The organism is Canicola haemoglobinophilus (assembly GCF_002015075.1).
GTDB classification, from domain to species: domain Bacteria; phylum Pseudomonadota; class Gammaproteobacteria; order Enterobacterales; family Pasteurellaceae; genus Canicola; species Canicola haemoglobinophilus.
Genome location: NZ_MUXZ01000041.1, coordinates 35,835 through 59,594 on the forward strand (window position 1 = coordinate 35,835; position 23,760 = coordinate 59,594).

21 protein-coding genes and 1 pseudogene are annotated in these 23,760 nt (G+C 35.3%); 14 read left to right on the top strand and 8 right to left on the bottom strand.

The genetic code is table 11. The annotated features are described in order from the left end of the window. The first annotated feature begins 95 nt into the window (after positions 1-95). Positions 96-344 (top strand): AbrB/MazE/SpoVT family DNA-binding domain-containing protein, encoded by a 249-nt coding sequence (locus B0186_RS10015; protein ID WP_078219235.1) that lies wholly within the window; start codon positions 96-98, stop codon positions 342-344. Beyond that, a complete protein-coding gene (locus B0186_RS10020) occupies positions 344-682 on the top strand; it encodes a type II toxin-antitoxin system PemK/MazF family toxin (RefSeq protein ID WP_115072918.1) in 339 nt (112 codons plus the stop codon). The genes B0186_RS10015 and B0186_RS10020 overlap by 1 nt, the downstream gene beginning before the upstream one ends. Positions 683-765: 83 nt before the next feature. Here B0186_RS10020 and B0186_RS10025 read toward each other — a convergent pair whose 3' ends face one another. Beyond that, positions 766-1,356, bottom strand: a complete 591-nt coding sequence (locus tag B0186_RS10025) for an FMN-dependent NADH-azoreductase (protein ID WP_078219237.1) — start codon at positions 1,354-1,356, stop codon at positions 766-768. Positions 1,357-1,543: 187 nt separating this feature from the next. Between B0186_RS10025 and sohB the strand changes: the two genes are divergently transcribed. Further along, a complete protein-coding gene (sohB, locus tag B0186_RS10030; protein ID WP_078219238.1) occupies positions 1,544-2,602 on the top strand; it encodes a protease SohB in 1,059 nt (352 codons plus the stop codon). A gap of 183 nt (positions 2,603-2,785) precedes the next feature. Then, a complete protein-coding gene (locus tag B0186_RS10035) occupies positions 2,786-3,607 on the top strand; it encodes an OmpA family protein (protein WP_078219239.1) in 822 nt (273 codons plus the stop codon). Between the two features lie 53 nt (positions 3,608-3,660). Here B0186_RS10035 and B0186_RS10040 read toward each other — a convergent pair whose 3' ends face one another. Beyond that, complete coding sequence (locus B0186_RS10040; protein WP_078219240.1) at positions 3,661-4,542, bottom strand: fructosamine kinase family protein; 882 nt, start codon at positions 4,540-4,542, stop codon at positions 3,661-3,663. A gap of 173 nt (positions 4,543-4,715) precedes the next feature. Here B0186_RS10040 and grxB point away from each other — a divergent pair, with 173 nt between their 5' ends. Together grxB and thrS are read left to right on the top strand one after the other, a co-directional pair. Then, positions 4,716-5,363, top strand: coding sequence for a glutaredoxin 2 (grxB, locus tag B0186_RS10045; RefSeq protein WP_078219241.1), 648 nt, complete (start codon positions 4,716-4,718; stop codon positions 5,361-5,363). Positions 5,364-5,550: 187 nt separating this feature from the next. Continuing rightward, positions 5,551-7,479: a threonine--tRNA ligase gene (gene thrS / locus B0186_RS10050; RefSeq protein WP_078219242.1), complete on the top strand. Its 1,929-nt coding sequence runs from the start codon at positions 5,551-5,553 to the stop codon at positions 7,477-7,479. A gap of 86 nt (positions 7,480-7,565) precedes the next feature. On the opposite strand, the pseudogene B0186_RS12060 reads toward thrS, so the two are convergent. Both B0186_RS12060 and B0186_RS10060 read right to left on the bottom strand, forming a co-directional pair. Further along, a pseudogene (locus B0186_RS12060) lies at positions 7,566-8,168 on the bottom strand (FkbM family methyltransferase); the annotation flags it as partial. A gap of 61 nt (positions 8,169-8,229) precedes the next feature. Continuing rightward, positions 8,230-9,078 (bottom strand): co-chaperone YbbN, encoded by an 849-nt coding sequence (locus B0186_RS10060; RefSeq protein WP_078219243.1) that lies wholly within the window; start codon positions 9,076-9,078, stop codon positions 8,230-8,232. A gap of 164 nt (positions 9,079-9,242) precedes the next feature. Between B0186_RS10060 and B0186_RS10065 the strand changes: the two genes are divergently transcribed. The 6 genes from B0186_RS10065 (at position 9,243) to B0186_RS10090 (ending at position 16,073) form a co-directional block, all read left to right on the top strand. Next, positions 9,243-9,596 (top strand): YgiW/YdeI family stress tolerance OB fold protein, encoded by a 354-nt coding sequence (locus B0186_RS10065; protein ID WP_078219244.1) that lies wholly within the window; start codon positions 9,243-9,245, stop codon positions 9,594-9,596. Positions 9,597-9,789: 193 nt separating this feature from the next. Further along, complete coding sequence (locus B0186_RS10070; RefSeq protein ID WP_078219245.1) at positions 9,790-11,100, top strand: NCS2 family permease; 1,311 nt, start codon at positions 9,790-9,792, stop codon at positions 11,098-11,100. Positions 11,101-11,186: 86 nt separating this feature from the next. After that, positions 11,187-11,723, top strand: a complete 537-nt coding sequence (locus B0186_RS10075; RefSeq protein WP_078219246.1) for an elongation factor P hydroxylase — start codon at positions 11,187-11,189, stop codon at positions 11,721-11,723. Then, on the top strand, positions 11,724-12,653 hold the full coding sequence (locus B0186_RS10080; protein ID WP_078219247.1) for an ABC transporter ATP-binding protein: 930 nt from the start codon (positions 11,724-11,726) through the stop codon (positions 12,651-12,653). It begins immediately after the preceding gene. Continuing rightward, positions 12,653-13,417, top strand: coding sequence for an ABC transporter permease (locus tag B0186_RS10085; protein WP_078219248.1), 765 nt, complete (start codon positions 12,653-12,655; stop codon positions 13,415-13,417). The genes B0186_RS10080 and B0186_RS10085 overlap by 1 nt, the downstream gene beginning before the upstream one ends. Before the next feature lie 76 nt (positions 13,418-13,493). Continuing rightward, complete coding sequence (locus tag B0186_RS10090) at positions 13,494-16,073, top strand: TonB-dependent receptor domain-containing protein (RefSeq protein WP_078219249.1); 2,580 nt, start codon at positions 13,494-13,496, stop codon at positions 16,071-16,073. Positions 16,074-16,153: 80 nt separating this feature from the next. Here B0186_RS10090 and B0186_RS10095 read toward each other — a convergent pair whose 3' ends face one another. From B0186_RS10095 to ttrB, 3 genes are read right to left on the bottom strand one after another with little or no spacing between them, the layout of a single operon-like run. Further along, on the bottom strand, positions 16,154-19,243 hold the full coding sequence (locus tag B0186_RS10095; protein ID WP_078219250.1) for a tetrathionate reductase subunit A: 3,090 nt from the start codon (positions 19,241-19,243) through the stop codon (positions 16,154-16,156). Then, positions 19,236-20,264 (bottom strand): NrfD/PsrC family molybdoenzyme membrane anchor subunit, encoded by a 1,029-nt coding sequence (gene nrfD, locus B0186_RS10100; RefSeq protein WP_078219251.1) that lies wholly within the window; start codon positions 20,262-20,264, stop codon positions 19,236-19,238. Before nrfD ends, B0186_RS10095 begins: the two co-directional genes overlap by 8 nt. Beyond that, on the bottom strand, positions 20,261-20,998 hold the full coding sequence (ttrB, locus tag B0186_RS10105; RefSeq protein WP_078219252.1) for a tetrathionate reductase subunit TtrB: 738 nt from the start codon (positions 20,996-20,998) through the stop codon (positions 20,261-20,263). The genes nrfD and ttrB overlap by 4 nt, the downstream gene beginning before the upstream one ends. A gap of 211 nt (positions 20,999-21,209) precedes the next feature. Between ttrB and B0186_RS10110 the strand changes: the two genes are divergently transcribed. After that, positions 21,210-22,907 carry a sensor histidine kinase gene (locus tag B0186_RS10110; RefSeq protein ID WP_078219253.1) on the top strand — a complete coding sequence of 566 codons (1,698 nt, stop codon included), beginning with the start codon at positions 21,210-21,212 and terminating at the stop codon, positions 22,905-22,907. Position 22,908: 1 nt separating this feature from the next. Continuing rightward, positions 22,909-23,499, top strand: coding sequence for a response regulator (locus B0186_RS10115; protein ID WP_078219254.1), 591 nt, complete (start codon positions 22,909-22,911; stop codon positions 23,497-23,499). Between the two features lie 56 nt (positions 23,500-23,555). Here B0186_RS10115 and B0186_RS10120 read toward each other — a convergent pair. Continuing rightward, positions 23,556-23,760, bottom strand: a 205-nt coding sequence (locus B0186_RS10120) for a transposase (protein WP_143411942.1), incomplete at its 5' end; no start/stop codon positions are given.

Sequence of the window (23,760 nt, forward strand, 5' to 3'; positions counted from 1 at the left end):
AAATTAAAATGCTTAGATAATAAATTACGTCTTGTTTTTTTAATTTGGTTGTTTATATTATGTATCTACATTTGGTTGAAAAGGAGGAGAGTGAAATGCAACTATGTATCAAAAAGTGGGGCAATAGTGCAGCAATACGCATACCACAAACGATTTTGGCTCAATTACATTTGAAAGAAAACGATCTCTGTTCTGCTGAGATTATTGACAACAGTCTAGTACTACGTCCTGAAAAACCAAAGAAAAAATATGATTTAAAAACTTTATTAGCTGAAATGCCGCAAGATTTACCTAGGGTTGATGCTTGGGATGAATTATCCAATGTGGGATTGGAGGAAAGTTGATGTATATACCTGAACGTGGCGATATTATTCATTTACAATTTGATCCTGCCAGCGGGCAAGAAATGAAGGGAAACCACTTTGCATTGGTAGTAAGTAGTAAATCATTTAATCAGCGAGGTTTAGCTTTTGTGTGTCCAATTTCACAAGGTGTTCATTCTCGTTCATTTGGCACTGTTGTAAGCCTGATGGGGACAGGTTTGCATACACAAGGTGCGGTACATTGTCATCAGTTAAAATCTTTAGATTGGAAAATCCGTCAAGCTAAGTGTAAAGAGCAGGTTCCAGATTTTATTGTGGAAGACGTATTGCTCAGGATAGAAGCAATTTTATCCGATTAAAAAGAGTAAAATTTTGGAGGATTTTAAAGATGAAAAAATGGCACAGTATTTAGTTGCGCCATTATTTTGTATAAAAGAGTAAATTATAGTGTAGCTACAATTTCATCAATTTTTGCTTTAGCACCAGCTTGTGCTTTTTCAATGTATTCTGGACCGTAGCCGATAGCTTCTGCGTAAACAAATTGAACATCAGTGATGCCGATAAAGCCTAGGAATGTTGTTAAGTAAGCAGTGATAGTGTCAGTTGCTTGACCTTGGTGGAAACCACCGAATGCACATAATACGATAGCTTTTTTGCCTTTTACTAAACCTTCTGGACCATTTGCACTGTATTGGAAAGTTACACCTGGGCGAGCGATGAAGTTGATGTAGCTTTTTAATTGTGTTGGAACGCTGAAGTTGTACATTGGTGCATTAATAACGATAGTGTCCGCATTTTTTAATTCATCTACTAATTCGTTTGATAAGGCTAATAGTGCTTTTTCTTGATCATTTTGTGGCTCGCCACGTAATGCACTTACTGCTGTCAAATCAAAGTGCGGTAATGGATTTGCTGCTAAATCACGCTCAACAACATTTGCGTTGTTTAATTTAGATACTAAGTAGTTAGATAATTGATTGGTTTGAGAGTTATCAGCTAAGATGCTTGATTTTAATACTAATACATTGCTCATTGTGTTTTCCTTTTTGAATGGGGTTAAATAAAGACTGTTGCATTATAAAAGCTATTTTTTTCAAGTAAAGTTGCATTTTAGAAAAAGATTGTTTCCTATTAGTAAATAATAAGCAATAAAATTGCACTTTAAAATAAATTCGCTATGATAACCAGTTTGTAATTTGACTTAGATAAGGAAAGAAAAAATGTGGTCTGAATTATTCATGGGCTATGGCTTATTTATTTTAGAAATCCTCACAATTTTGTTAGTTATTGCAGGGTTCGTGATGATGGTTATGACATTGAAAGAACGTAAATCACATCAAGTGGGGGAGTTAGTTATTACAGATTTATCGGTGGAGTATGAAGATAATAGTAAAAAACTACGAGATTTTCACCTTAGCGACGACGCGCTAAAACAAGCTGAAAAAGCCCAGAAAAAAGCCGATAAAATGAAAGCAAAAGAAGAAAAAGCTAAACGTAAAAAAGGCGAAATTATCAATGAAGAACGGAAACCTCATCTTTTTGTGTTGAATTTTAAAGGCGATATTTCTGCTTCAGAAACCACCGCACTTAGAGAAGAAATCAGTGCCATTATTGCAGCAGCTCAAGCGGATGATGAAGTTTTACTGCGTTTAGAAAGCCCGGGTGGTGTTGTACATGGTTATGGATTAGCCGCATCTCAGTTGGCTCGTTTAAAACAACATAATATCAAGTTAACTGTAGCAGTTGATAAAGTGGCAGCAAGTGGTGGTTATATGATGGCTTGTGTAGCAGATAAAATTATTTCTGCGCCTTTTGCTATTATTGGTTCTATTGGGGTTGTCGCACAAATTCCTAATATTCATCGTTTGTTAAAAAAACATGATGTAGATGTTGATGTAATGACGGCTGGTGAATATAAACGTACTATGACGATTTTGGGGGAAAATACCGAAAAAGGAAAAGAGAAGTTCCAGCAAGAGTTAGAAGAAACTCATTTGTTATTTAAACAATTTGTGTCGCAAAATAGACCGCACTTGGATGTTGAAAAAATTGCCACTGGTGAGCATTGGTTTGGTCAACAAGCATTAGAGTTAAATTTAGTAGATGAAATTGCTACAAGCGATGATTTATTATTGCAAGCAATTAAAGATAAAACGGTGCTTTCTGTGAAATATGTAATGAAGAAATCACTTATTCAAAAATTAGGTAAACAAGCGGAAGAAAGTTCGGCGAATATGCTATTACGCTTGTTAAAACGTAACGAGCGAGCTTTCATGTAACTCTTTACAAAACTTGACAAAAAGTTAGCAAAATTTAGTTTACATTTTTACTATTTGATATTAGTATTTCGAGCAATATTGGCGTAATTTAGAGCGACAATATTATTGCAATAATAAAAGCGCTAAGCTAATTAAGCTATTTGGCATGAATTTAAAAAACTTATTATAAATTAAGGTAAAATAATGAAACTATCACGTCTTGTATTATCTACTGTTGCTGTCGCAACATTAGCTGCTTGTGGTAACCTAAGTAATGTAACCGATGAAGGAACATCAGATAATTTAGTATGGCCAAAAATTGATCAGTCAAGATTCAATCATGATGGTAGCCAATTTGGCTCTTGGCCAAATTGGGATAATGTTCGTATGGTTGAGCGTGGCATGAATAAAGATCAACTTTATAACCTATTAGGTCGTCCACACTTCGCAGAAGGCTTATATGGCGTTCGTGAATGGGATTATGCTTTTAACTATCGTGAAAATGGTGTGCATAAAATTTGTCAATACAAAATCTTATTTGACAAAAATATGAATGCACAAAACTTCTACTGGTTCCCTAATGGTTGTAATGGAAATTCATCATTCAGCTTAAGTGGTGACTTCCTATTTGACTTTGATAAAGATACGTTAACAGCTAAAGGCGTTGAAGTTGTTGATAACGTTGCGGCACAGTTAAAATCGACAGGTGCTAAAGATGTTAAAGTTGCTGGATTCACAGATCGTTTAGGTTCAGACTCTTATAACTTGGATCTTTCTCAACGTCGTGCAGATCGTGTTAAAGCTCGTTTGATCCAGCAAGGAGTTAATGCTCATATTACTGCGATTGGTTATGGTAAAAAACAACAAGTTAAAGCTTGTAACAATGAGTCTGGCAAAGCATTAAGAGATTGTTTACGTCCAAACCGTCGTGTTGAGATCTCGGCATATGGTACATTGTTGAAACAATATAATGGTGGCGAAATTAAAGGTGGTACAACAGGTCCAGCGCCATACTACCAAAAATAATCTATTCTAAATAGTTAAGGGCATCGTTATTGATGCCCTTTATTTTTTATAACTTATTGATTATTTTTATTCAAAATCTGATTAACCAATTTTTGCGTTAGATGAACATAATTATGTTGGCTACCATAAAAACGATGACTAAAGTTAAGCAGATAATAGAGTTGATAAATAGATTTCCTTTCTGCATAACCCTCATCTAATGGATATATTTCATTATAGCGTTGGTAAAAATTCTCTGGGAAGGGCTCAAACAAAGCAGAAAATGCTAGATCACATTCTCTATCTCCCCAATAACAAGCAGGATCACAAGTAAAAATTCTATCATTAACTTGAATACAGTTTTCTATCCACAAATTGCCATGTAGTAAGGCTGGTTTAGGGTTATGCTTATTCAAAATATTTGCAACAGCTTGTACTATTACGTCTATTTCTCCAAATATCAGCCCTTTTTCCTTACAAATTTGTAATTGCCAACCTATACGATTTTCACTGAAAAACTTAGCCCAATTTGTATTCCAGTCGTTTGGTTGATAAACAGGTCCTAACCAGGTATCAAAATCTAATCCATATTTATCAGGACCTTGTATTTGGTGCAATTTTGCTAATTTCTCAGCTAATAAGGTAAATGCAGCTTCCTTTAGGGGACTGCTATCTAAGGCTTCCAAAAGCAAAAAACTATGTGCTTGTGAATTACCTACACCATAAACCATGGGGACATCAATAGAGTTTGTTTTGGCTAAAAGTGCTAATTGTTCTGCTTCTGTACGAAACATTGAACGATAGCTCTTTTCGTTAACTTTAACAAAAACAGATTGAACATCATCATTAATTAGCCAAGTTTCATTCATCTCACTAGAATGTAATTTCTCTTTATGCTTAATAAAATAATAAGCACCAAATTGCTCCGCTAATACTTGAGAAATAGATTTCCACATAGTTCCTCCGATATTATTCAAGTCAACTTGCTTGGATAATAATCTTAATATCAATATCAACAATATTCTGTGATAGTCGTCAAGTTTTAATAAATATCTTGTTTGCAGCTTGAAAATTAAGTCACAGATCAGCTAAATTAGCTCGCTCATCTAGGATAAAACAGGAGAAAATAATGAAATTATATATTTATGACCATTGTCCATTTTGCGTTCGTGCACGCATGATTTTTGGCTTAAAAAATCTTGATGTAGAGAAAATTGTTCTTTTAAATGATGATGAAGATACGCCAATTAGTTTAGTTGGTAAAAAAGTTGTACCTATTTTAATTAGAGAAGATGGCACAGCAATGCCAGAAAGTTTAGATATTGTGCATTATATTGATGAACATTATGGAGAGAAAATTTTATCCTCTGATATTCGTCCGGAAATTAATGATTGGGTTAAACAAGTCAGCCAATATTATAATCGCCTGACCATGCCTCGCTTCATTGAGCTTAATTTACCAGAATATTCAACACAAAGTGCGGTGGATTATTTTGTCAAAAAGAAAACAGAAAGTATCGGAGAGTTCAATGAAAACCTTGCAAATACTGCACAATATTTACAACAACTTCAGCAAGATTTAGCAACATTAGAGCCTCTTGTATTATCTTCTGAAACACTCAATGGAAAACTTTCCTTAGAGGATATTATTGTCTTCCCAATTTTGCGCAATTTAACCTGTGTAAAAGGTTTGGTTTATCCAGCTAAAATCCAAGATTATTTGGTCAATATGGCAGAGAAAAGCAAGGTTGATTTATACTCAGACAGAGTTATTTAGTTTTAGCTGATGACATAAAGGAAATAATACGTTTTTTACTAAATTTCTGATAAAATGCACCGCACTTTTATTGTACAGGGTAGGTATAAATAAAAGTGCGGTGCTTTTTTTAGCACTTTTTTATTTTATGTTTAACTCAATTCACAAGTAACCTTTCGTATGGGTTACCACTGTATAAGGATTAACAATGCCAATTATTACTTTACCTGACGGTTCACAACGTCAATTCGATAATCCCGTTTCTGTCTTAGAAGTTGCACAATCAATCAGTGCTGGACTTGCCAAAGCGACGATTGCTGGTCGTGTGAATGGTGAGCGCCGTGATGCTTTCGATATTATTAGCGAAGATGCAAGTTTGGAAATCATTACTGCTAAAGATGAAGACGGTCTAGAAATTATTCGTCACTCAACAGCGCATTTATTAGGTCATGCGATCAAGCAGCTTTTTCCAAATGTGAAAATGGCAATAGGCCCAACTATTGACAATGGCTTCTATTATGACATTGATTTAGATCGCTCTTTAACGCAAGAAGATATTGATGCTTTAGAAAAACGTATGTTAGAGCTGGCGAAGACGAATTATGACGTGGTAAAAAAACGTGTCAGTTGGCAAGAAGCAAGAGATACTTTTGAAAGTCGTGATGAGCCTTACAAAATGGCGATCTTAGATGAAAATATTGCTAAAGATGATCAGCCAGCACTTTATCATCACGAAGAATATATTGATATGTGTCGTGGTCCACATGTACCAAATATGCGTTTCTGTCATCATTTCAAATTAATGAAAGTGGCTGGTGCATACTGGCGTGGAAATAGCGATAACAAAATGCTACAACGTATTTACGGTACGGCTTGGGCTGACAAAAAACAATTAGCAGATTATTTACATCGTTTAGAAGAAGCAGCAAAACGCGATCATCGTAAAATTGGTAAAGCATTGGATTTATATCATATGCAAGAAGAAGCACCGGGAATGGTGTTCTGGCATAACGATGGTTGGACAATTTTCCGTGAACTTGAAACCTTTGTGCGTACAAAATTAAAAGAATACGATTACCAAGAAGTAAAAGGCCCATTTATGATGGACCGTGTACTTTGGGAGCGTACAGGTCACTGGCAAAACTATGGTGATCTAATGTTCACTACACAATCAGAAAATAGAGAATATGCGATTAAGCCAATGAACTGCCCTGGACACGTTCAAATTTTTAACCAAGGATTAAAATCTTATCGTGATTTACCAATTCGTATGGCGGAGTTTGGTTCTTGTCACCGTAACGAACCATCAGGCTCATTGCATGGTTTAATGCGTGTGCGTGGCTTTACCCAAGATGACGCACATATTTTCTGTACTGAAGATCAAATTGAGTCTGAAGTAACTAGCTGTATCAAAATGGTTTATGACATTTATAGTACATTTGGTTTTACTAATATTTTTGTCAAACTTTCTACACGTCCGGAAAAACGTATTGGCGAAGATGCCATGTGGGATCGTGCTGAACAAGGTTTAGCAAACGCCCTTAAACACAATGGTCTTGAATATGAAATTCAAGAAGGGGAAGGCGCATTTTACGGACCAAAAATTGAGTTTGCTTTAAGAGATAGCTTAGATCGTGAATGGCAGTGCGGTACAATTCAGTTAGATTTTGCTTTACCTGGACGTTTAGATGCGACTTATGTAGCAGAAGATAATGCTCGCCGTACACCTGTCATGATCCACCGTGCGATTTTAGGTTCAATAGAGCGTTTTATCGGTATTATCACTGAAGAATACGCAGGTTTCTTCCCAGCATGGTTAGCACCAACTCAAGCTGTTGTAATGAATATTACAGATAGCCAAGCAGATTATGTGCAAAAAGTGGTAAAACAATTGTCTGATGCCGGTTTACGTGCAAAAGCGGATTTACGTAATGAAAAAGTTGGGTTCAAAATCCGTGAACATACCTTACGCCGAGTTCCTTATATGCTCGTTTGTGGTGATAAAGAAATTGCTGAAGGTAAAATCGCTGTGCGTACGCGTAAAGGCGCAGATTTAGGCACATTTAGCGTGGAAGAATTTGTTGAAATTTTAAAACAACAAGTAAGAAAACGTGAGTTGAGCTTGTTAGGCGAATAGTCAGTGAATAATAGGAAAATCGGCACATTTAAGTGCCGATTTTCTTGATAGCGATCAGAAATAAACCAATAACATTCATAATCTAACGCATTTAAATAATGGATTAATTCTTGAGATTGATGAATATGTGCTTCAACAAAAATAACAGGAAGGTATTTAGCAATTGTTGATCTTGCACCGTGCAAAACATTTAATTCAAAGCCTTCAGCATCAATTTTGAGTAGTTTTAATGAAGGAAGTTTTTGGATTTCTGGATGATTATCTATGCTTGTTAGATAAATATATTCTTTATGTATAATTCCCTCAAATTTATTCTCAGTATCAAAACCTTTATCAAGAGAAAAACTGCCATAGTTCCAATCCGTATTATAATCTGATGATGGAATTTCAATCAGACTTTGTTCATGGCTTACTCCCTGATTATATGCATGTACATTAGTAAGATTATTAAGGGCTAGATTGGCACATAAAGTTTGGAAAATAATACGTTGGGGTTCAAAGCAGAAGAGCTTGCCTTGTGGAATTTTCTTCGCAATAGGAACAGCATGCATGCCAATATTTGCACCAACTTCAATTACATTACTATCATTGCTTAAGATTGAATGAAAAAAGCTTACTTCAACTTCTGACCATTCCCCATAGGTTCTAGCAAACTGGCTAATAAAATCTCCCTCGATAAGAGTAAACAGCCCCCATTTTAAGTTATGTAAGAAGTGCGCATAAAAAGTCCTAAGTTATTTAGTGGATTGATTAATATAATAGTGAATACAACAAACGACGATATTTATTGGTTATAGGATCGTTGTTACCAATAGCCGCTAGAATAGATAAAAATTGCTGTTTAACTTCACCATTTAAGCTATTAAGATCTTGTTTCAAAATATCAAAAAGTAAATTTAAAGCTTCTTCATTGCGATTAGCTTGGTGCAATTGCAAAGCTAATTTTAAAGCAATTTCTGCGGTTGGATTTTTCGCAAAATCAGCTTGTAATTGTTGAATTTCTGGTGTATCGGCAGCCTTTATTAAAAGCTCAATTTGAGCGGTTAGGCCTTGCCATCGACTATCACGATCTTGTAAAGGTATTTTATTTAAAATTTCTTGCGCTGGCTCAATGCGTTTCATTGCAATATAGGTTTCGGCATAGAGTAGAGCAATATCACTATTTTTTTTATCAGATAATTCCCACGCTTCTTTAAGCAAAGGTAGAGCATCATCATATTGTTCTTGCTCCAATAAATTTAAGGCTTGATTAAATTTAATTTCTTCTTCCTTTGGCAAAATAATAGATAAACGTTGTTGTAACGTTATTTCATCTAAAGGTCCTTGGAATGCATCGAATGCCTGACCTTGATTGAATAAATAAGTGGTTGGTAAAGCCTGAATACGAAATTGTGCTGCGATCATTTGCTCTGTTTCACAATTAACTTTCCCTAATAAAAATTGACCTTGATATTTTTCGGCATAGCGAGTTAAAAGAGCGGTAAATTCTAAAGAAGTTTTATCACTTGAGGCATAAAAAACTAAAACGAGAGGTGCTTGAGCAGAACTTTGTAAAATACTTGTTAGATTTTGTTCATTAATATCAATAATATAAGACATAAATATTCCCAGTTTTATTTAAAAATAAAGCGGGCAAATTGTAACAAACTAACCATTTATTTGGAAAATATTTCTCGAGCTTAAGATTTTCTTAATATTCTCTCAATATAATGTGCGCCGTCACAGAGACAATACAATTTATTTTTTAATCTTAGGAGCTTATTATGAAAAAATTAACTTTATTAGGAACTTTATTATTCGCATCATCTGTTGCAATGGCTGGTTTTCAACAAAGCCCAGCAGTTAGCCAAGGTGCAAATGTGATTTCTGTATCAAAAGCATTATCTGCAAAAGATAAAAGCGTTATCGTTTTAGAAGGAAACATTCAAAGACAAATTGATGAAGATGAATTTATTTTTACTGATGGAACTGCAACAATCAAAGTAGAAATTGATGAACATGTTTGGCGTGGTGTTGATGTTTCATCTCAAGATAAAATTCGTTTAATCGGCATTGTTGATAAAGATATTGGTAGAAATGCTGAGTTAGAAGTTACAGAAGTACAAAAATTAAGATAATTAATTTATAAAAATAGCTAACCCCGACAATGTTCGGGGTTAGTTTTTTTAAAGAGATGACTGCTAGAAAAAGTCATTATAAATTTTCTAAAATCTCGTCGCTAAAAAATAAGATCTTTGCTAAACTCTGCACGAAAAACACCTCTCTCATGTTTTTCATTTTGGTTATTAAATTAATTTGGAAACACACATAATGGAAAATCAATCTTTTCTACAAAAATACTTTAAGTTCAATGAAAAAAATACTACAACAAAAACAGAGATCATCGCTGGAATTACCACATTCTTTACTATGGTTTATATTGTTTTTGTTAACCCATCGATTTTAGGTGATGCTGGAATGGATAAACAGGTTGTATTTGTTACAACTTGTTTAATTGCTGCATTTGGTACTATTGCGATGGGGTTATTCAGTAACTTACCAATTGCGCTTGCGCCAGCGATGGGATTGAATGCCTTTTTTGCTTATGTTGTCGTAGGTAAATTAGGATATTCTTGGGAAATTGGAATGGGGACAATTTTCTGGGGATCCGTTGGCTTACTTTTATTAACTATTTTTCAAATTCGCTATTGGTTAATGGCATCTATTCCACTGAGTTTGCGTGTTGGTATTGGTGCGGGAATTGGCTTTTTTATTGCCTTAATTGGCTTTAAAAACATGGGGTTAGTTGTACCAAATCCTGCTACTTTAGTTGCGCTTGGCGATTTACATAATCCACAAGTATTAATGGGCGTTTTAGGCTTTTTCATTATTGTTGTTTTAGCCGCGCGTAATATTTATTCTGGGGTTTTAGTATCTATTGTGACAATCACTGCACTAGCATTAGCTTTTGATGATACTGTTGTTTTTAATGGCATTATTTCTATGCCGCCAAGCCTTGGTGCAGTGGTTGGGAAAGTAGATGTTTTAGGCGCATTAGACACCGCACTTTTAGGTATTATTTTCTCATTTTTATTAGTCAATTTATTTGACTCCTCAGGCACATTACTTGGCGTAACTGACAAAGCAGGTTTTAGTGATGCACAAGGTCGTTTTCCTAAAATGAAACAAGCGCTATATGTTGATAGTATTAGTGCGGTAACTGGTTCTTATATTGGTACCTCTGCGATCAGTACTTATATTGAAAGTGGTGCTGGTGTTTCTGTTGGTGGACGTACAGGTATGACAGCGGTGGTTGTTGGACTACTGTTCTTACTTACTATTTTCTTTTCTCCATTAGCAGCTATGGTTCCAGCTTATGCAACAGCAGGTGCATTAGTTTATGTGGGGATTTTAATGGCATCTAGCTTAATTCGAGTTGAATGGGATGATTTAACAGAAGCAACCCCTGCCTTTATTACTGCGGCAATGATGCCGTTCACTTACTCAATCACGGAAGGTATTGCTTTTGGTTTCATTAGCTATTGCGTTATGAAAGTTTGTACTGGTCGTTGGAAAGAAATTAATGCGCCTGTTTGGGTAGTTTCATTACTCTTTATCGCCAAATTTGTTTGGGTTGGATAAATCATCACTTTCTATTAAAATAAGTTTTTCTAAAGCGGACATATTGTCCGCTTTGTTGTTAATTTTAGTTACACTTTGGAGTTCCTATGGAACATAAATTAGAAGATATTATTTCCATTTTTAATCAATGTTTTGAGCAAGAATATAATACAAAATTAGTGAAAGGTGGCGATGAGCCGCTTTATGTTCCTGCAAATGAGGATTGTCCTTATAACGCAATTTATTTTGCTCGAGGCTTTTATAGTAGCGCTTTGCATGAGATCGCGCATTGGCTTGTTGCTGGAAAAGAACGGCGGAAATTAGAGGACTTTGGTTATTGGTATGAACCTGATGGACGTTCAACAGAAAGACAGCGTGAATTTGAGCAAGTTGAAGTGAAACCTCAAGCATTAGAGTGGATTTTGGCAACGGCAGCAGGATTTCGTTATTTTGCTAGTAGTGATAATTTGAATGGCAATCCTGGTGATACTGAACCTTTTAAATTGGCAGTTTATGAACAAGTTAAAACTTATGCGCAGAAAGGTTTGCCAAAACGAGCAGAAACTTTGCGTAAGGCTTTAGCAAACTTTTATCAAACTGAAGATAGAATTGACCTGAGTAAATTTGATGTAACGAGAATATAAATGTTAGCGCTAGAAATTAAACAACTAACCAAAGAATACAAAAATGGCGTTAAAGCGCTGTCTGGCATAGATCTAAATGTAAAAGAAGGGGATTTTTATGCTTTGTTAGGGCATAACGGGGCAGGTAAGTCCACCACAATTGGCATTATTAGTTCTTTAGTGAATAAGACAAGCGGAACAGTAAAAGTGTTTGGCTATGACTTGGATCATCAATTATCTCAGTTAAAACAGCATATTGGCTTAGTACCACAAGAATTTAACTTTAATCAATTTGAAAAAATTCAGGATATCTTAGTTAATCAAGCTGGCTATTATGGTATTGAGCGTAAAGAAGCGTTGAAACGTTCTGAAATATGGCTAAAAAAATTAGATTTATGGGAAAAGAAAGATCAGCAAGCAATGCGTTTATCTGGTGGGATGAAACGTCGTTTGATGATTGCACGAGCATTAATGCATAACCCTAAATTATTGATTTTAGATGAGCCAACGGCAGGCGTGGATATTGAACTTCGCCGTACTATGTGGGCTTTTTTAAAAGAGCTTAATCAACAAGGCACAACGATTATTCTCACGACTCATTATTTAGAGGAAGCGGAAAATTTATGTCGTCATATTGGCATCATTCAACAAGGTCAGCTTGTTGTGGATACTTCAATGAAAGCTTTGTTATCACAGTTAGAAACGGAAACTTTTATTTTAGATCTAGCGCCTTTTAGCTCCTCCTTACAAATAAATCATTACAATGTCACAATTATCGATGAACAAACAATTGAAGTTGAAGTTAAGCGTGGGCAAGGATTAAACCAACTCTTTTCTCAATTAAGCGAACAAGGAATTAGCGTATTAAGTATGCGCAATAAGGCTAATCGCTTAGAGGAACTATTTGTTTCTATAGCATTAAATAAACCAAAAACAACAGAGGAAAAATAATGTTAGCTTGGGTTGCATTTAAAACAATTTTAACCAAAGAAATTCGCCGTTTTACTCGTATCTGGGTGCAAACCTTAGTGCCACCTGTAATTACAATGACACTTTATTTCATTATTTTTGGACAATTAATTGGTTCAAGAATTGGTGAAATGAATGGCTTTAGTTATATGCAATTTATCGTGCCGGGACTAATTATGATGTCGGCATTGACGAACTCCTTTGCCAATGTTGCTTCCTCCTTTTACAGCACGAAATTTGCTAAGAATGTAGAAGAGTTGCTTATTTCGCCAACATCTTCACATATTATTATTTTAGGTTATGTGGCAGGTGGAGTAGCTAGAGGATTATGTGTTGGAGCTTTAGTGACAACCGTCTCTATGTTCTTTATTGAGTTGACAATTCATTCTTGGCTGATTATTGCATTGACACTTTTTATGACGACAGCAACATTTGCTTTAGGTGGACTAATTAATGCAGTTTTTGCCCGCTCTTTTGATGATATAAGCATTATTCCAACCTTTGTTTTAACGCCATTAACTTACCTTGGTGGTGTTTTTTATTCTATCTCGTTGTTGCCTACTTTCTGGCAACACTTATCTAAATTAAATCCTATTGTTTATATGATTAATGGATTTAGATATGGTTTTCTAGGTGTAAGCGATATTGCTATTCATTACACTTTTGTCGTTTTAGCCTTATTTATTACCGCACTTTATGGCTTAGCATATTACTTGATTAGCCGTGGAATGGGGTTGAGGAATTAAACTATTAATTAATTGATAATAATTCTCGTTCATATAAAATAAGCGACATAATTTATTTTATGTAAGCGAGGAAAAAATGCAGAAACTTGTTGTTAAAACTTTTGTTATTGCAAGTCTTGTACCAACAATTGCAATAGCAGCTAATAAATCCACTTCTCAATTAGAAGAAATTCGTGTCGAAGATTTATCCTTATCTTATGATAATGAAAATTTAAAAACCTATATTAAACCTGGTTCTTATTCTTATCTAAGCGATAAAGATATAGCCAATTTGCGTGGTAGTTCAGTTGGTGATTTTCTTTCGGGCGTACCTGGTGTTATCGTGGGTAATAAACGTAATAGTGGTGCTTTATCTATTAATATCCGAGGTATTGCTAATGAAGGTCGTGTTCCTGTTATTGTGGATAATTCGGAACAAGCTATTCCTTCATGGCAAGGTTACGCAGGCTCATCAACTCGTACCTATATTGATCCTGATTTAATCAGTAATGTTGAAGTAGAGAAAGGCGTTTCTTTAGAAAGTGATGGAACGGGTGCAATTGGAGGGGTAGTGCGAATGAAAACTATTGGCGTCAAAGACATTATTCCAGAAGGTAAAGATTGGGGCGTGAGAATTCGTTTAGGTACGATGGATAATACGGTTTCTCCTCCAGCGAATTATACTAAAGGTGGTTATCACGTTAAATATATTCATAGTTGCCGTAAAAATGCTGCAAAAATTTGCGAAAAACAGACTTATCAACCTAATGCTCGTTATTCTAGTCATAAACCGCAGTTCAATTCTTACAATATGAGTTTGGCTTTGGCAAAACAATGGCAACATGCAGATGTAGTATTAGCCTATGCAAGAAAAAAACAAGGTAACTATTTTGTAGGGCGTCATGGTAAATTACCAGAAATTATTGGTCATGAAATTGAAAGAGATGAAACCTTAAATCTTGAAGGACAAGATATTGCCATTGCTTTATCTAAACTAGGGAGAAATTCAATAAATGAACTTACTCAAGACGATAAAGACAATAATGATCTAGATAGTTATTCCGCCCCTGGTTTTACTCGCCTTTACAAAAATGTTGATGTAGGAAAAATTACCTTAAAAGACAACAACAGTACATTATATCGAGCTGGAGAAGAGGCCTTAAACACTTCCCAAGATAACCGCACTTATTTAATTAAAGTGAATTTCTATAATCAAGATCACCGCTTAGGACTTGGTTATAATCGCTACCATAGTCAGTTCGGTGAAATAATGAGTTCAATTCTGAATTTTAGAGCTTTTGGTGCCTTGCAAGGCGAAGGGACGGAAGTGAAAGTCGATAACTATACGCTTTCTTATCAATATAATCCAAAATCGCCTTACATTAATTTGCAACTGAACGGCTACTATAACAAAGTAGATAGTTCTAACTTTACGCCTTTTATTGAAGAATATGGCTATTCATTAGATAGCCGTCATGCACATTTCACGGATTATAGAAAGAAAGGCTTTAGCTTAAAAAATACTTCTATATTTGAGTTGAACAACAAACCGCTGAAATTAACTTACAGTATGGGTTATACCAAAGAAACTATTGGTATGCCCAAAGATGCCCAAGCTAGAGTAAAAGCTAAAGGTTACCCTGAAAATGCGATTGCACCATTGTATGTAAGAGATGGCGAAAAAGATGAAAAAAATCTATTTGTTTCTTTAAATTATCCAGTGCTTAAAAAGCTAACTGTGGACTTGGGTTTACGCTATACCAAAAGTGTTAGTAAAGATAATAAAGTAAAAAAAGAGCAGATAGTAGGTTCAAATCCACCTGAGTATGTTGAACAAGTTCAAAAGCCAGTCAAAACAGATGGTTATAGCCCTATTGTAATGCTTACTTATAAACCAATTGATGCGATCCAAATTTATGGAAAATATGCTCAAGCCATACGTTCTCCAAGTCTTTTTCAAAGTACAAGAGGTTGGAGTATGCAAGAAACGAGTAATAATTTAGAAGCATTACGACCTGAAAAAACGAAAAGCTGGGAAGTTGGTATTAATGCATTTTTTGAAAATGTAGGTCATTTTGACAATGTGGTTGGGTTTAAATTAGCTTATTTTGATAATTTTATTGAAGATTATCTGGCAAGAACCACAAATAAAGATGGAAAAGCACAAACATCTAATATTGCTTCAGCACAGTTTAAAGGTGTTGAATTTGCGGGCACATTTGATATGAAACGCTTTTATACCAAACTAGCAGGTAGCTATTATACTGATGCAAAATTCTGCTTATATCCTCACCAAGGTGATTTGAAATATGGAGGATGTGATACTGAGGTATTTCGTAGTAATTTGAATAACCAAATTCCACCTAAGTTAAACCTAAATCTGACCCTTGGATCTCGTTGGTTAAATGAAACTCTAGATATTGGTGCAAGATATAGTTATTACAGTAAAAGACTTGTTCCAGTAAACAGTGCTTATCGCTTTGTAAATACATCAAGTATTGATTGGAATGCTTATTCTTTAGTGGATATTTATGTGAATTATCAAGTGAATAAAAATCTAAAATTGTTATTTAACATCGATAATGTGTTCAACCGTTATTATTTAGATGCCAATAACATGGGATTAAATACTGCACCTGGTCGTACCATGAGATTTTCTATTGATTATCGCTTCTAAAGTCGATTAACGACATAACGAAAAAGTCCCGAAATCCTTTTATATTTCGGGACTTTTTCGTATTTCCAATTACTTTTTATTTAAGCAACTTTGACCAATTTAGCTGGGATGCCTTGTCTAACTGCAGAACCGCATACCCAATCAACCCATGGGGAAACAATTTCTTTAGTACTGTCTAACAAACCAAGATCATTGATATTAATTCCAGATTTAATCTGCTCATTTCCCTCAATTAATTTGCCATTAATTGTGTAGCTTGTCGCACCTAATTGTTTATGTCCATAACCATGTTCAATAGCAATAGTGCCTTTAATCACACCATTCATTACCACTAATTGAACAAAGGCTTGTCCACCTGGTGTGTTTAATTCCACAAGATCACCATGTCGCAAACCATATTCATCAGCATCTTGTTGATTAATCGCTACAATGCCATTAGGTTTAATGCTATGCAATCTCAGTAAAGGCGCTGTGATACTGCTCATTAAATTAGATTTAAAAGACATTAATTTAAATGGCCAATTTGCTTTAGGGTAATGACTTTCAACTGTACTATTATCAGCAAATTGAGCTTCAAAATAAGTTGGACAGCCATGATAATTTTTACCCGTTTGAGCATGTTTGGCTTTTGCGACATTTTCATTCCAAATTTGCAAACAATTTTTCCAACGAGCTTGCATATTATCTTCTTGCCATGCGCTACCATGAGGTGCAAAGCGTCCACCTTTACAGTAAATTGTTGCTACTTTATTGATTTCTTCAGGTTTTAAAACTTGCTGTAAACTAGGCATCAAACGCTGGACACCTGTTAATAATAAATCTTCCTGAGTGGCATCTTGCACAGGCTGTTTCCCATCGTAAGCAACATTTGCCGCAGCACGTAAAAAGAAATCTTCGCTACGATGTAATGGATAGGCATTATTTTGTTTGTCTAAAATTGCATTTTCACCAAAACCAGGTAATTGCATCATTTTAGCGATAGCAATAATAAAGGTTTCCATACAAATAGTATCGCCTTGTGCTGTTTTTTCATTTGGAGATTGTATTACAGGCCAACGTGCGGTACTGGTTTTTGTCGGTACGCCAGCCCAAGGGGTAGTAAATCCCCAGCTCTCAAAGTTATGAGTATCAGGCACAATATAATCAGCAAGTGCAGTAGTTTCATTCATAAAGGCATCGATAGAAATAAAGAGCGGTAAGATTTTCGGATCTTTTAATTTTTCTTCAGTTATATGATGAATACCTGTCATTCCATAAATTGGATTTCCCATATGATTAATCCAAGCTTTTAAGGAATATGGATAGCCTTGTAAAGCAGAAGTAATCATTTCTGACATCTGCCCACCGACAAAAGGATACCAAGCAGCTTTAGCAGGGTATGGAGAAATACCTTGAGCCACTTTTTGTTTAAACTCACTGGATTTTTCATAGGCTTTTTTACTACGAGCTAAATTGGTTCCTTTTGGTTTAACCATGTTTGGAAAAGTAGCAAGATCATAACGAGGACCAGCGGCAAAATCTTTAAATTTACCGCCACTCATACTCATTCCGCCTTTTTTATTCATATTTCCGACCATGGCATTGAGTAACAATATCGCCCAAGCGGTATAGAAACCATTGCTGTGCATAGTGCCACCATGGGTAATCACAGCGGAACGATGACCATGAGAGGTAAATTCTTTGGCGAGTTGAATAATAGTTTCAACAGGTACACCACATTGCTCTGAATATTGTGCAATGGAATAAGAAAAGCACGACTCTTTGAACAATTGTAAAGCGGATTTAACTAAAACCTGTGAACCATCTTTGAGAGTCAACATTTCTTCCACAAAAAGCACCGCACTTTGACAGTCTTTTGCAGTGATGACTTCGCCTGTTTGCTGATCTTTCACCAAAATATCATTGTCATTCGGCTTTTCTGGCTCTGCTAAATCTGATATATGGAAGTTTCTAATTGCTTGACCATAGAGCTTGTGTGTTGGATCGGCAATAAATAAATGTGTTGCATTACAAAAACTGACGCCATTTGCTTGTTGCATTGCAGCTTCACTTGGAATAGATAAATAATCTTTGTTGTAACGTTCATTTTCAATTATCCAGCGCAACATAGCTAATGCTAAAGAAAGATCTGTTCCTGGAATAATTGGCACCCAACGATTTTTATTTTGTACTGCAGTGGAGGTCAGTTCTAGACGAGGAGCTACTACCACATATTCAAAATTATCCTCTGTACGCTTTTTAGTAAGCTGACGAGATTGGCGTTTAAATGGATTTCCCGCTTGAGCAGGGGATGTTCCCATAAATAAGATAAATTCTGCATTATCCCAATCTGGTTTAGCATGTGCATTATTAGCGAAGTCATTCATAAATGCACCAGACCCAGCACGATAAGATAAGCCACAGAAAGAACCATGAGAGGCAAAGTTGATAGTGCCAAAGCTGTTATTGGCAAAACGTTTGAGAATAGGCTGTCTTCCTTCAGGACCTGCGAAAGTGACCATAAGCTGATTGACTTTTGCCCCGAAATCTGGGTGTTTATCATTTACTGGAGTTTGCAAATCACGAATTGCCTTTAATCCATCAACATGACCTTCACCAAATAAATCGCCACCATTTACCACTTCATCAATTAATTGCTCAAAACTGATAGTTTGCCATTTTCCTTCTCCACGCTTGCCGACACGTTTAAGTGGCTGGGTAATGCGATAAGGGCTATTAATTCCTTCTAAAAATGCAGCGCCACGAGCACAAGCAGTAGAGCGCTGCTGCAAGCCATTTTCTCCAGCTACGCTTAATTCAGCTTGTTTAATAGATTGGTTGTAATCAAGATAATGATCGGAAGAAAGAGGATGATAAGGATTACCATTAATACGCAATACTTTATTTTTTTCTAAATCTACTCGAACACGTAAACCGCATAAAGTCCAGCACCCCATACATTGAGTATTACAGACCATTTGCTGGCTATTGGTTAATAAATTTCCTTCTTTTACTTGATATTCTGGCAATAAAGAATTTCCATTAATAGGGTCAATTGTCTTTTGTCCTGAAGAACATTCAATTACGCCCTTTGCAATTTCTTTTACTTTAGGAGAGTAGCCCACAACAAAAGCTGTAGCGGCGGTTGTAGCCAAAGCCCCTTTCACTAAATTACGTCTTTGCTTATTCATGATTTTTTCTCTCCCAATTTGATTGCAATAATGTATGAGATAGTAATTGCCAAAGAGTAATACCTACCAATAACCACAAGCTAAATACAGAGATAATGCCAATTAATCCATCTACGCTCCAATTCAAGTTATATGGATTTACCAAGGCGTTGTATTTTGCGATTTGCTGTACTTCAATTAATAAAATCCAACGAGTAAGCCAAGCAACACAAAGTGCGGTCAATATTCGTAATAAATTGATCAAAGTTGAATTAGGTAATAACAATAATACGAATAACAGAATTATTCCAAACAACAATAGTGTTGGGGAATAGCTAATTTGCCACAGCTTTATTAAGTGAATAGCAGTTTGTTCAGAGAATAAATAAATTCCCCAGATAGATCCTATTAACCCTAATAAACTAGCCATAGTAAAATATCTGAGTGCACCAATTTGATACATAAAATAATGACAAACTGACAAACTCACAGGTAATGCACTAAATATAAGTAGAGGCAAAAGCCAAGGTTGATGCCATAAAGGGCGAGCTTGTACAGTAAAGACCTCCATTGTTGTGTACATTAAAATCAATATTGTCATGACAAGAGAAAACCAGACAAAAACGATTTTTGCGAAATGAATATTGAATTTTCCCCAGTAAAGCCAGTGAAAATATTTAGGAATAGATTGAATCTGTATATTTTGACACAATGAGCAAATAAAATAGCCCAAAACAGAGAATACAAATAGTGGTAAAAACCACGAACCCCAATACATCCAAGACCATATTGTTGAATTTAAATAAAAATTCATGATGCGAGCAGGCTGATGTAAATCTGCAGTTAAGGCTACGGGCGCAACAATGGCACAACTTAAAGCCAAGCTAAGAGCAATTAGTTCAAAGCGTGATTTTTTTATGAAATGAAAGAAAAGTGCGGTCAAAACAGAGCAACAAGCTAAGCCAATAAAGAAAAAGTAGCTGACTGCCCATGGTAGCCATGCGATTGCTTGAGGTTCTACTAAGATTTCACGAATTATCATTCTGTTTTCTCCTTACCTTGCCAGAGCATCGGTTGACCATTGACTTCATTCACAAAAGCATCATCTAAACCGAGATAAAATACATGTGGAATAGTGCCATCATTTGGTTTTAATACTTTTAATTCCTCTTTAAATTCATTCATCATTTTGCTAATAGTGCTTGTTGGATCTCGTAAATCACCAATAATACGAGCACCACCCACACAACTTTCTACACAAGCAGGCAATAAGCCAACCTCTAAGCGATGAGTACAGAAAGTGCATTTATCTGCAGTTTTCGTTTCTGAATTAATAAAACGAGCATCATAAGGACAAGCTTGTACACAATAAGCACAACCAATACAACGTTCATTATTAATTACAACAATGCCATCTTTACGTTGATAGGTCGCTTGTACAGGGCAAACTGGCACGCAAGGAGGGTTATCGCAATGATTGCATAAACGAGGGAGCAGAACATTATTAGTAATATTCTGTTCATTGGTCACTTCATATTGGCGAACTGTCGTACGAAATTCACCAAGAGGTGTTTGATTTTCTACGGAGCAACTGACTGTACAGGCTTGACAGCCAATACAACGACGTAGATCAACTAACATGGCATAACGAAGGTTTTCATCTCCATCTCTTCTGTCTGGCTGAAAGTTTGTTTCAGCTTGAGAAAATGGGATAAAGGCTTGCCCCACTGTTAATGCCGATAAGTTTTTTAAGAAATTTCTTTTACTTATTTGCATAATTACTCCTACATCTAACAAAGATTGCGCATGCTGATCATTAATATTGTATGAACAATGCTTAATCTTCCCACTTACAAATAAAATTTTGAACAAAATTGAGTTGTTACCTCATTTAGCGTATTGTTAAGAAATCTTGATAAAAAAACCATTGTGGTTTTCCACATAAAAAGCATGGGAATATTGATCTTCATCAACAAAAGGAAATAAAGTGAAAAAGTGCGGTCATTTTTTGAAAATTTTTATCTTAATCATAGCTTTATTGCCGAGTCTGGCTTTCTCACAACATTGGAAAATAGGCATTTTAGCTCAAAGGGGAATCACTGAAGCACATGAACGTTGGCAACCTTGGATTGATTGGTTAAATCAACAATTTGACGAGTCAATTCAATTTTCATTAGTGACTCTTGATTTAAATGATTTAGAAACCGAACAAGCACAGGGAGTCGATTTTATTTTAAGTAATCAAGCACAGTTTTTTTATTTAAATAATAAAGATGTACGCTGGTTAGTGACATTAAAATCCTCTAGACAAATACAAGATGACAGCGCTGGAATAATTGGTAGTGCTATTTTCGTTCGTAATGAAAGTCAGTTTAATCAATTAAAAGACTTAAAAAATAAACGTATAAGTGCGGTAGGAAAGAAAGCATTTGGGGGGTTCTTATTAGGATATAACGAATTATATAATCAAGGGTTGGTTGAAAATAAAGACTTCAATTTAGTTTTTACGGGTTTCCCCGTAGACAACACATTATTTTTATTGGAGAAAAAAAAGGTTGATGCTGCTATTGTGCCTGTCTGTATTTTTGAGCAACTAGTAGAAGAGGGAAAAATTAAATCGGAGAATTTTCGTTTATTGGCGGGAAAAAACAATAATGTTGGCTGTTTAGCAAGTACTTTATTACTCCCTAATTGGTCATTAGCAGCCATGCCCCAAGTTCCAACTGAATTAGCATCAAAATTAGTAACTTTATTGCTTAATCAAGTACCTAATCATCTCCCACAATGGACACCCCCTTATTTAACAAATCAAACAGATGAAATCTTACATCAGTTATATAAACATCCTAAACAAAATCTATGGCAAACAATTAAATATTGGTTCTCGCAATATCAACTAGTCATCATTAGCATAGCCCTGATTTTACTAGTTAATTATGGCTGGATTAATTTTCAAATACATAGAAAAAGTAAAGCATTACAACTTGCCTATCAGCAACATCAACAATATGAACAGCAATTAATACAAGCAGATAGGCTTTCCATTCTTGGCGAAATGACGGCAGGAATAGCACATGAAATTAATCAACCGCTTACAGCCATCAGAATGTATGTTGAAGGTATTAAGTACAAAAATCAAAATCAACAAACGCAAGTTGTCTTGGATAAAATATTGCAACAAGTGGATAGAAGTGCGGAGATTATTCATAATTTAATGAATTGGGCAAAAGGGAAACATAATAAAAATATTGAGTCAATTAATCTCAAACATTTACTACAAAAAGTAACGCAATTTATTACATTGCAACATTATAATAAGTGCAAAATAAATTTAGTTTGTGCCGCAAATATTGATGTAGAAATTCAAGCAACGATACTAGAACAAATTCTCTGTAATTGTTTATTAAATGCTCTACAGGCACAGGCCTCAATAATAAACGTCATAGTAGATAAAGAACAAAAAGAACTTAAAATAAAAATTTTAGATAATGGAACTGGTTTTCAACAAGTAGAATTAGATTTCCCTTTTGTTCCTTTCCGCACAAGCAAAACGCAAGGATTAGGTTTAGGACTGGTATTATGTCAGCGTTTAATTCAAGCTATGAATGGCGATATAAAATTAGCAAATAGAGAAGATCAATCAGGAGCGGAAGTGACTTTAATATTGCAATCTAAAGGAAAATAACATGAATATTCACCTACTAGATGATGATGTAATGATACTTGATGCTGCTCGTTTTTTATTAGAGCAGGCAGGTTATAAAGTGAAAACTTGGTCTAATAGTCAACAATTTCTACAGGAAGTGAATATCTTTGAACCTGGGATTTTATTATTAGATATGAAAATGCCCCATTTAGATGGGAAGGCTGTTCATCAATTTTTACAGCAACAAAATAGCCCTTTTGCAGTCATTATTATGACGGGGCATGGTGATATTGAAATGGCGGTGCAGCAACTCAAATTAGGTGCGGTCGATTTTTTACAAAAACCTATGCAATTTAACCAGTTACAATCTGCAATAAAGATTGCTAGCAAAAAAACAGCGGATAACTATGAGCTATATAAAATCCAAAAATGTTATGAGCAACTTAGCAGCAAAGAATTAGAAGTTTTGTATTTATTATTAAAGGGCTATATCAACAGAGAAATTGCGGAAGCCTTAAATATATCTATCAGAACAGTTGAAGTTCATCGTTCACATATTATGGAAAAAATGCAAGCTCAAACAGTGGTTGAACTCATTTACAAAACAATGCGCATTAAAAAAGGCGAATAGTCAATATTCGCCTATAGTGACCCCATCCCAAATTCTGTGTAAACACCCATTTCAACTTAACGGTGCTCGTCTAGGCGAGCACCAAAATCAATCATAAATCGATTCATCGCCAGTTTCCAGTTTTGAATCGGCATTGTCCATTTTTTTGAGGCATCTTTCATCGCAAGCCAAATTACTTTGAATACGGAATCATCCGTTGGAAACACATTGCGTTTTTTAATTACACGACGAATCACACTATTAAGCGATTCCACTGCATTC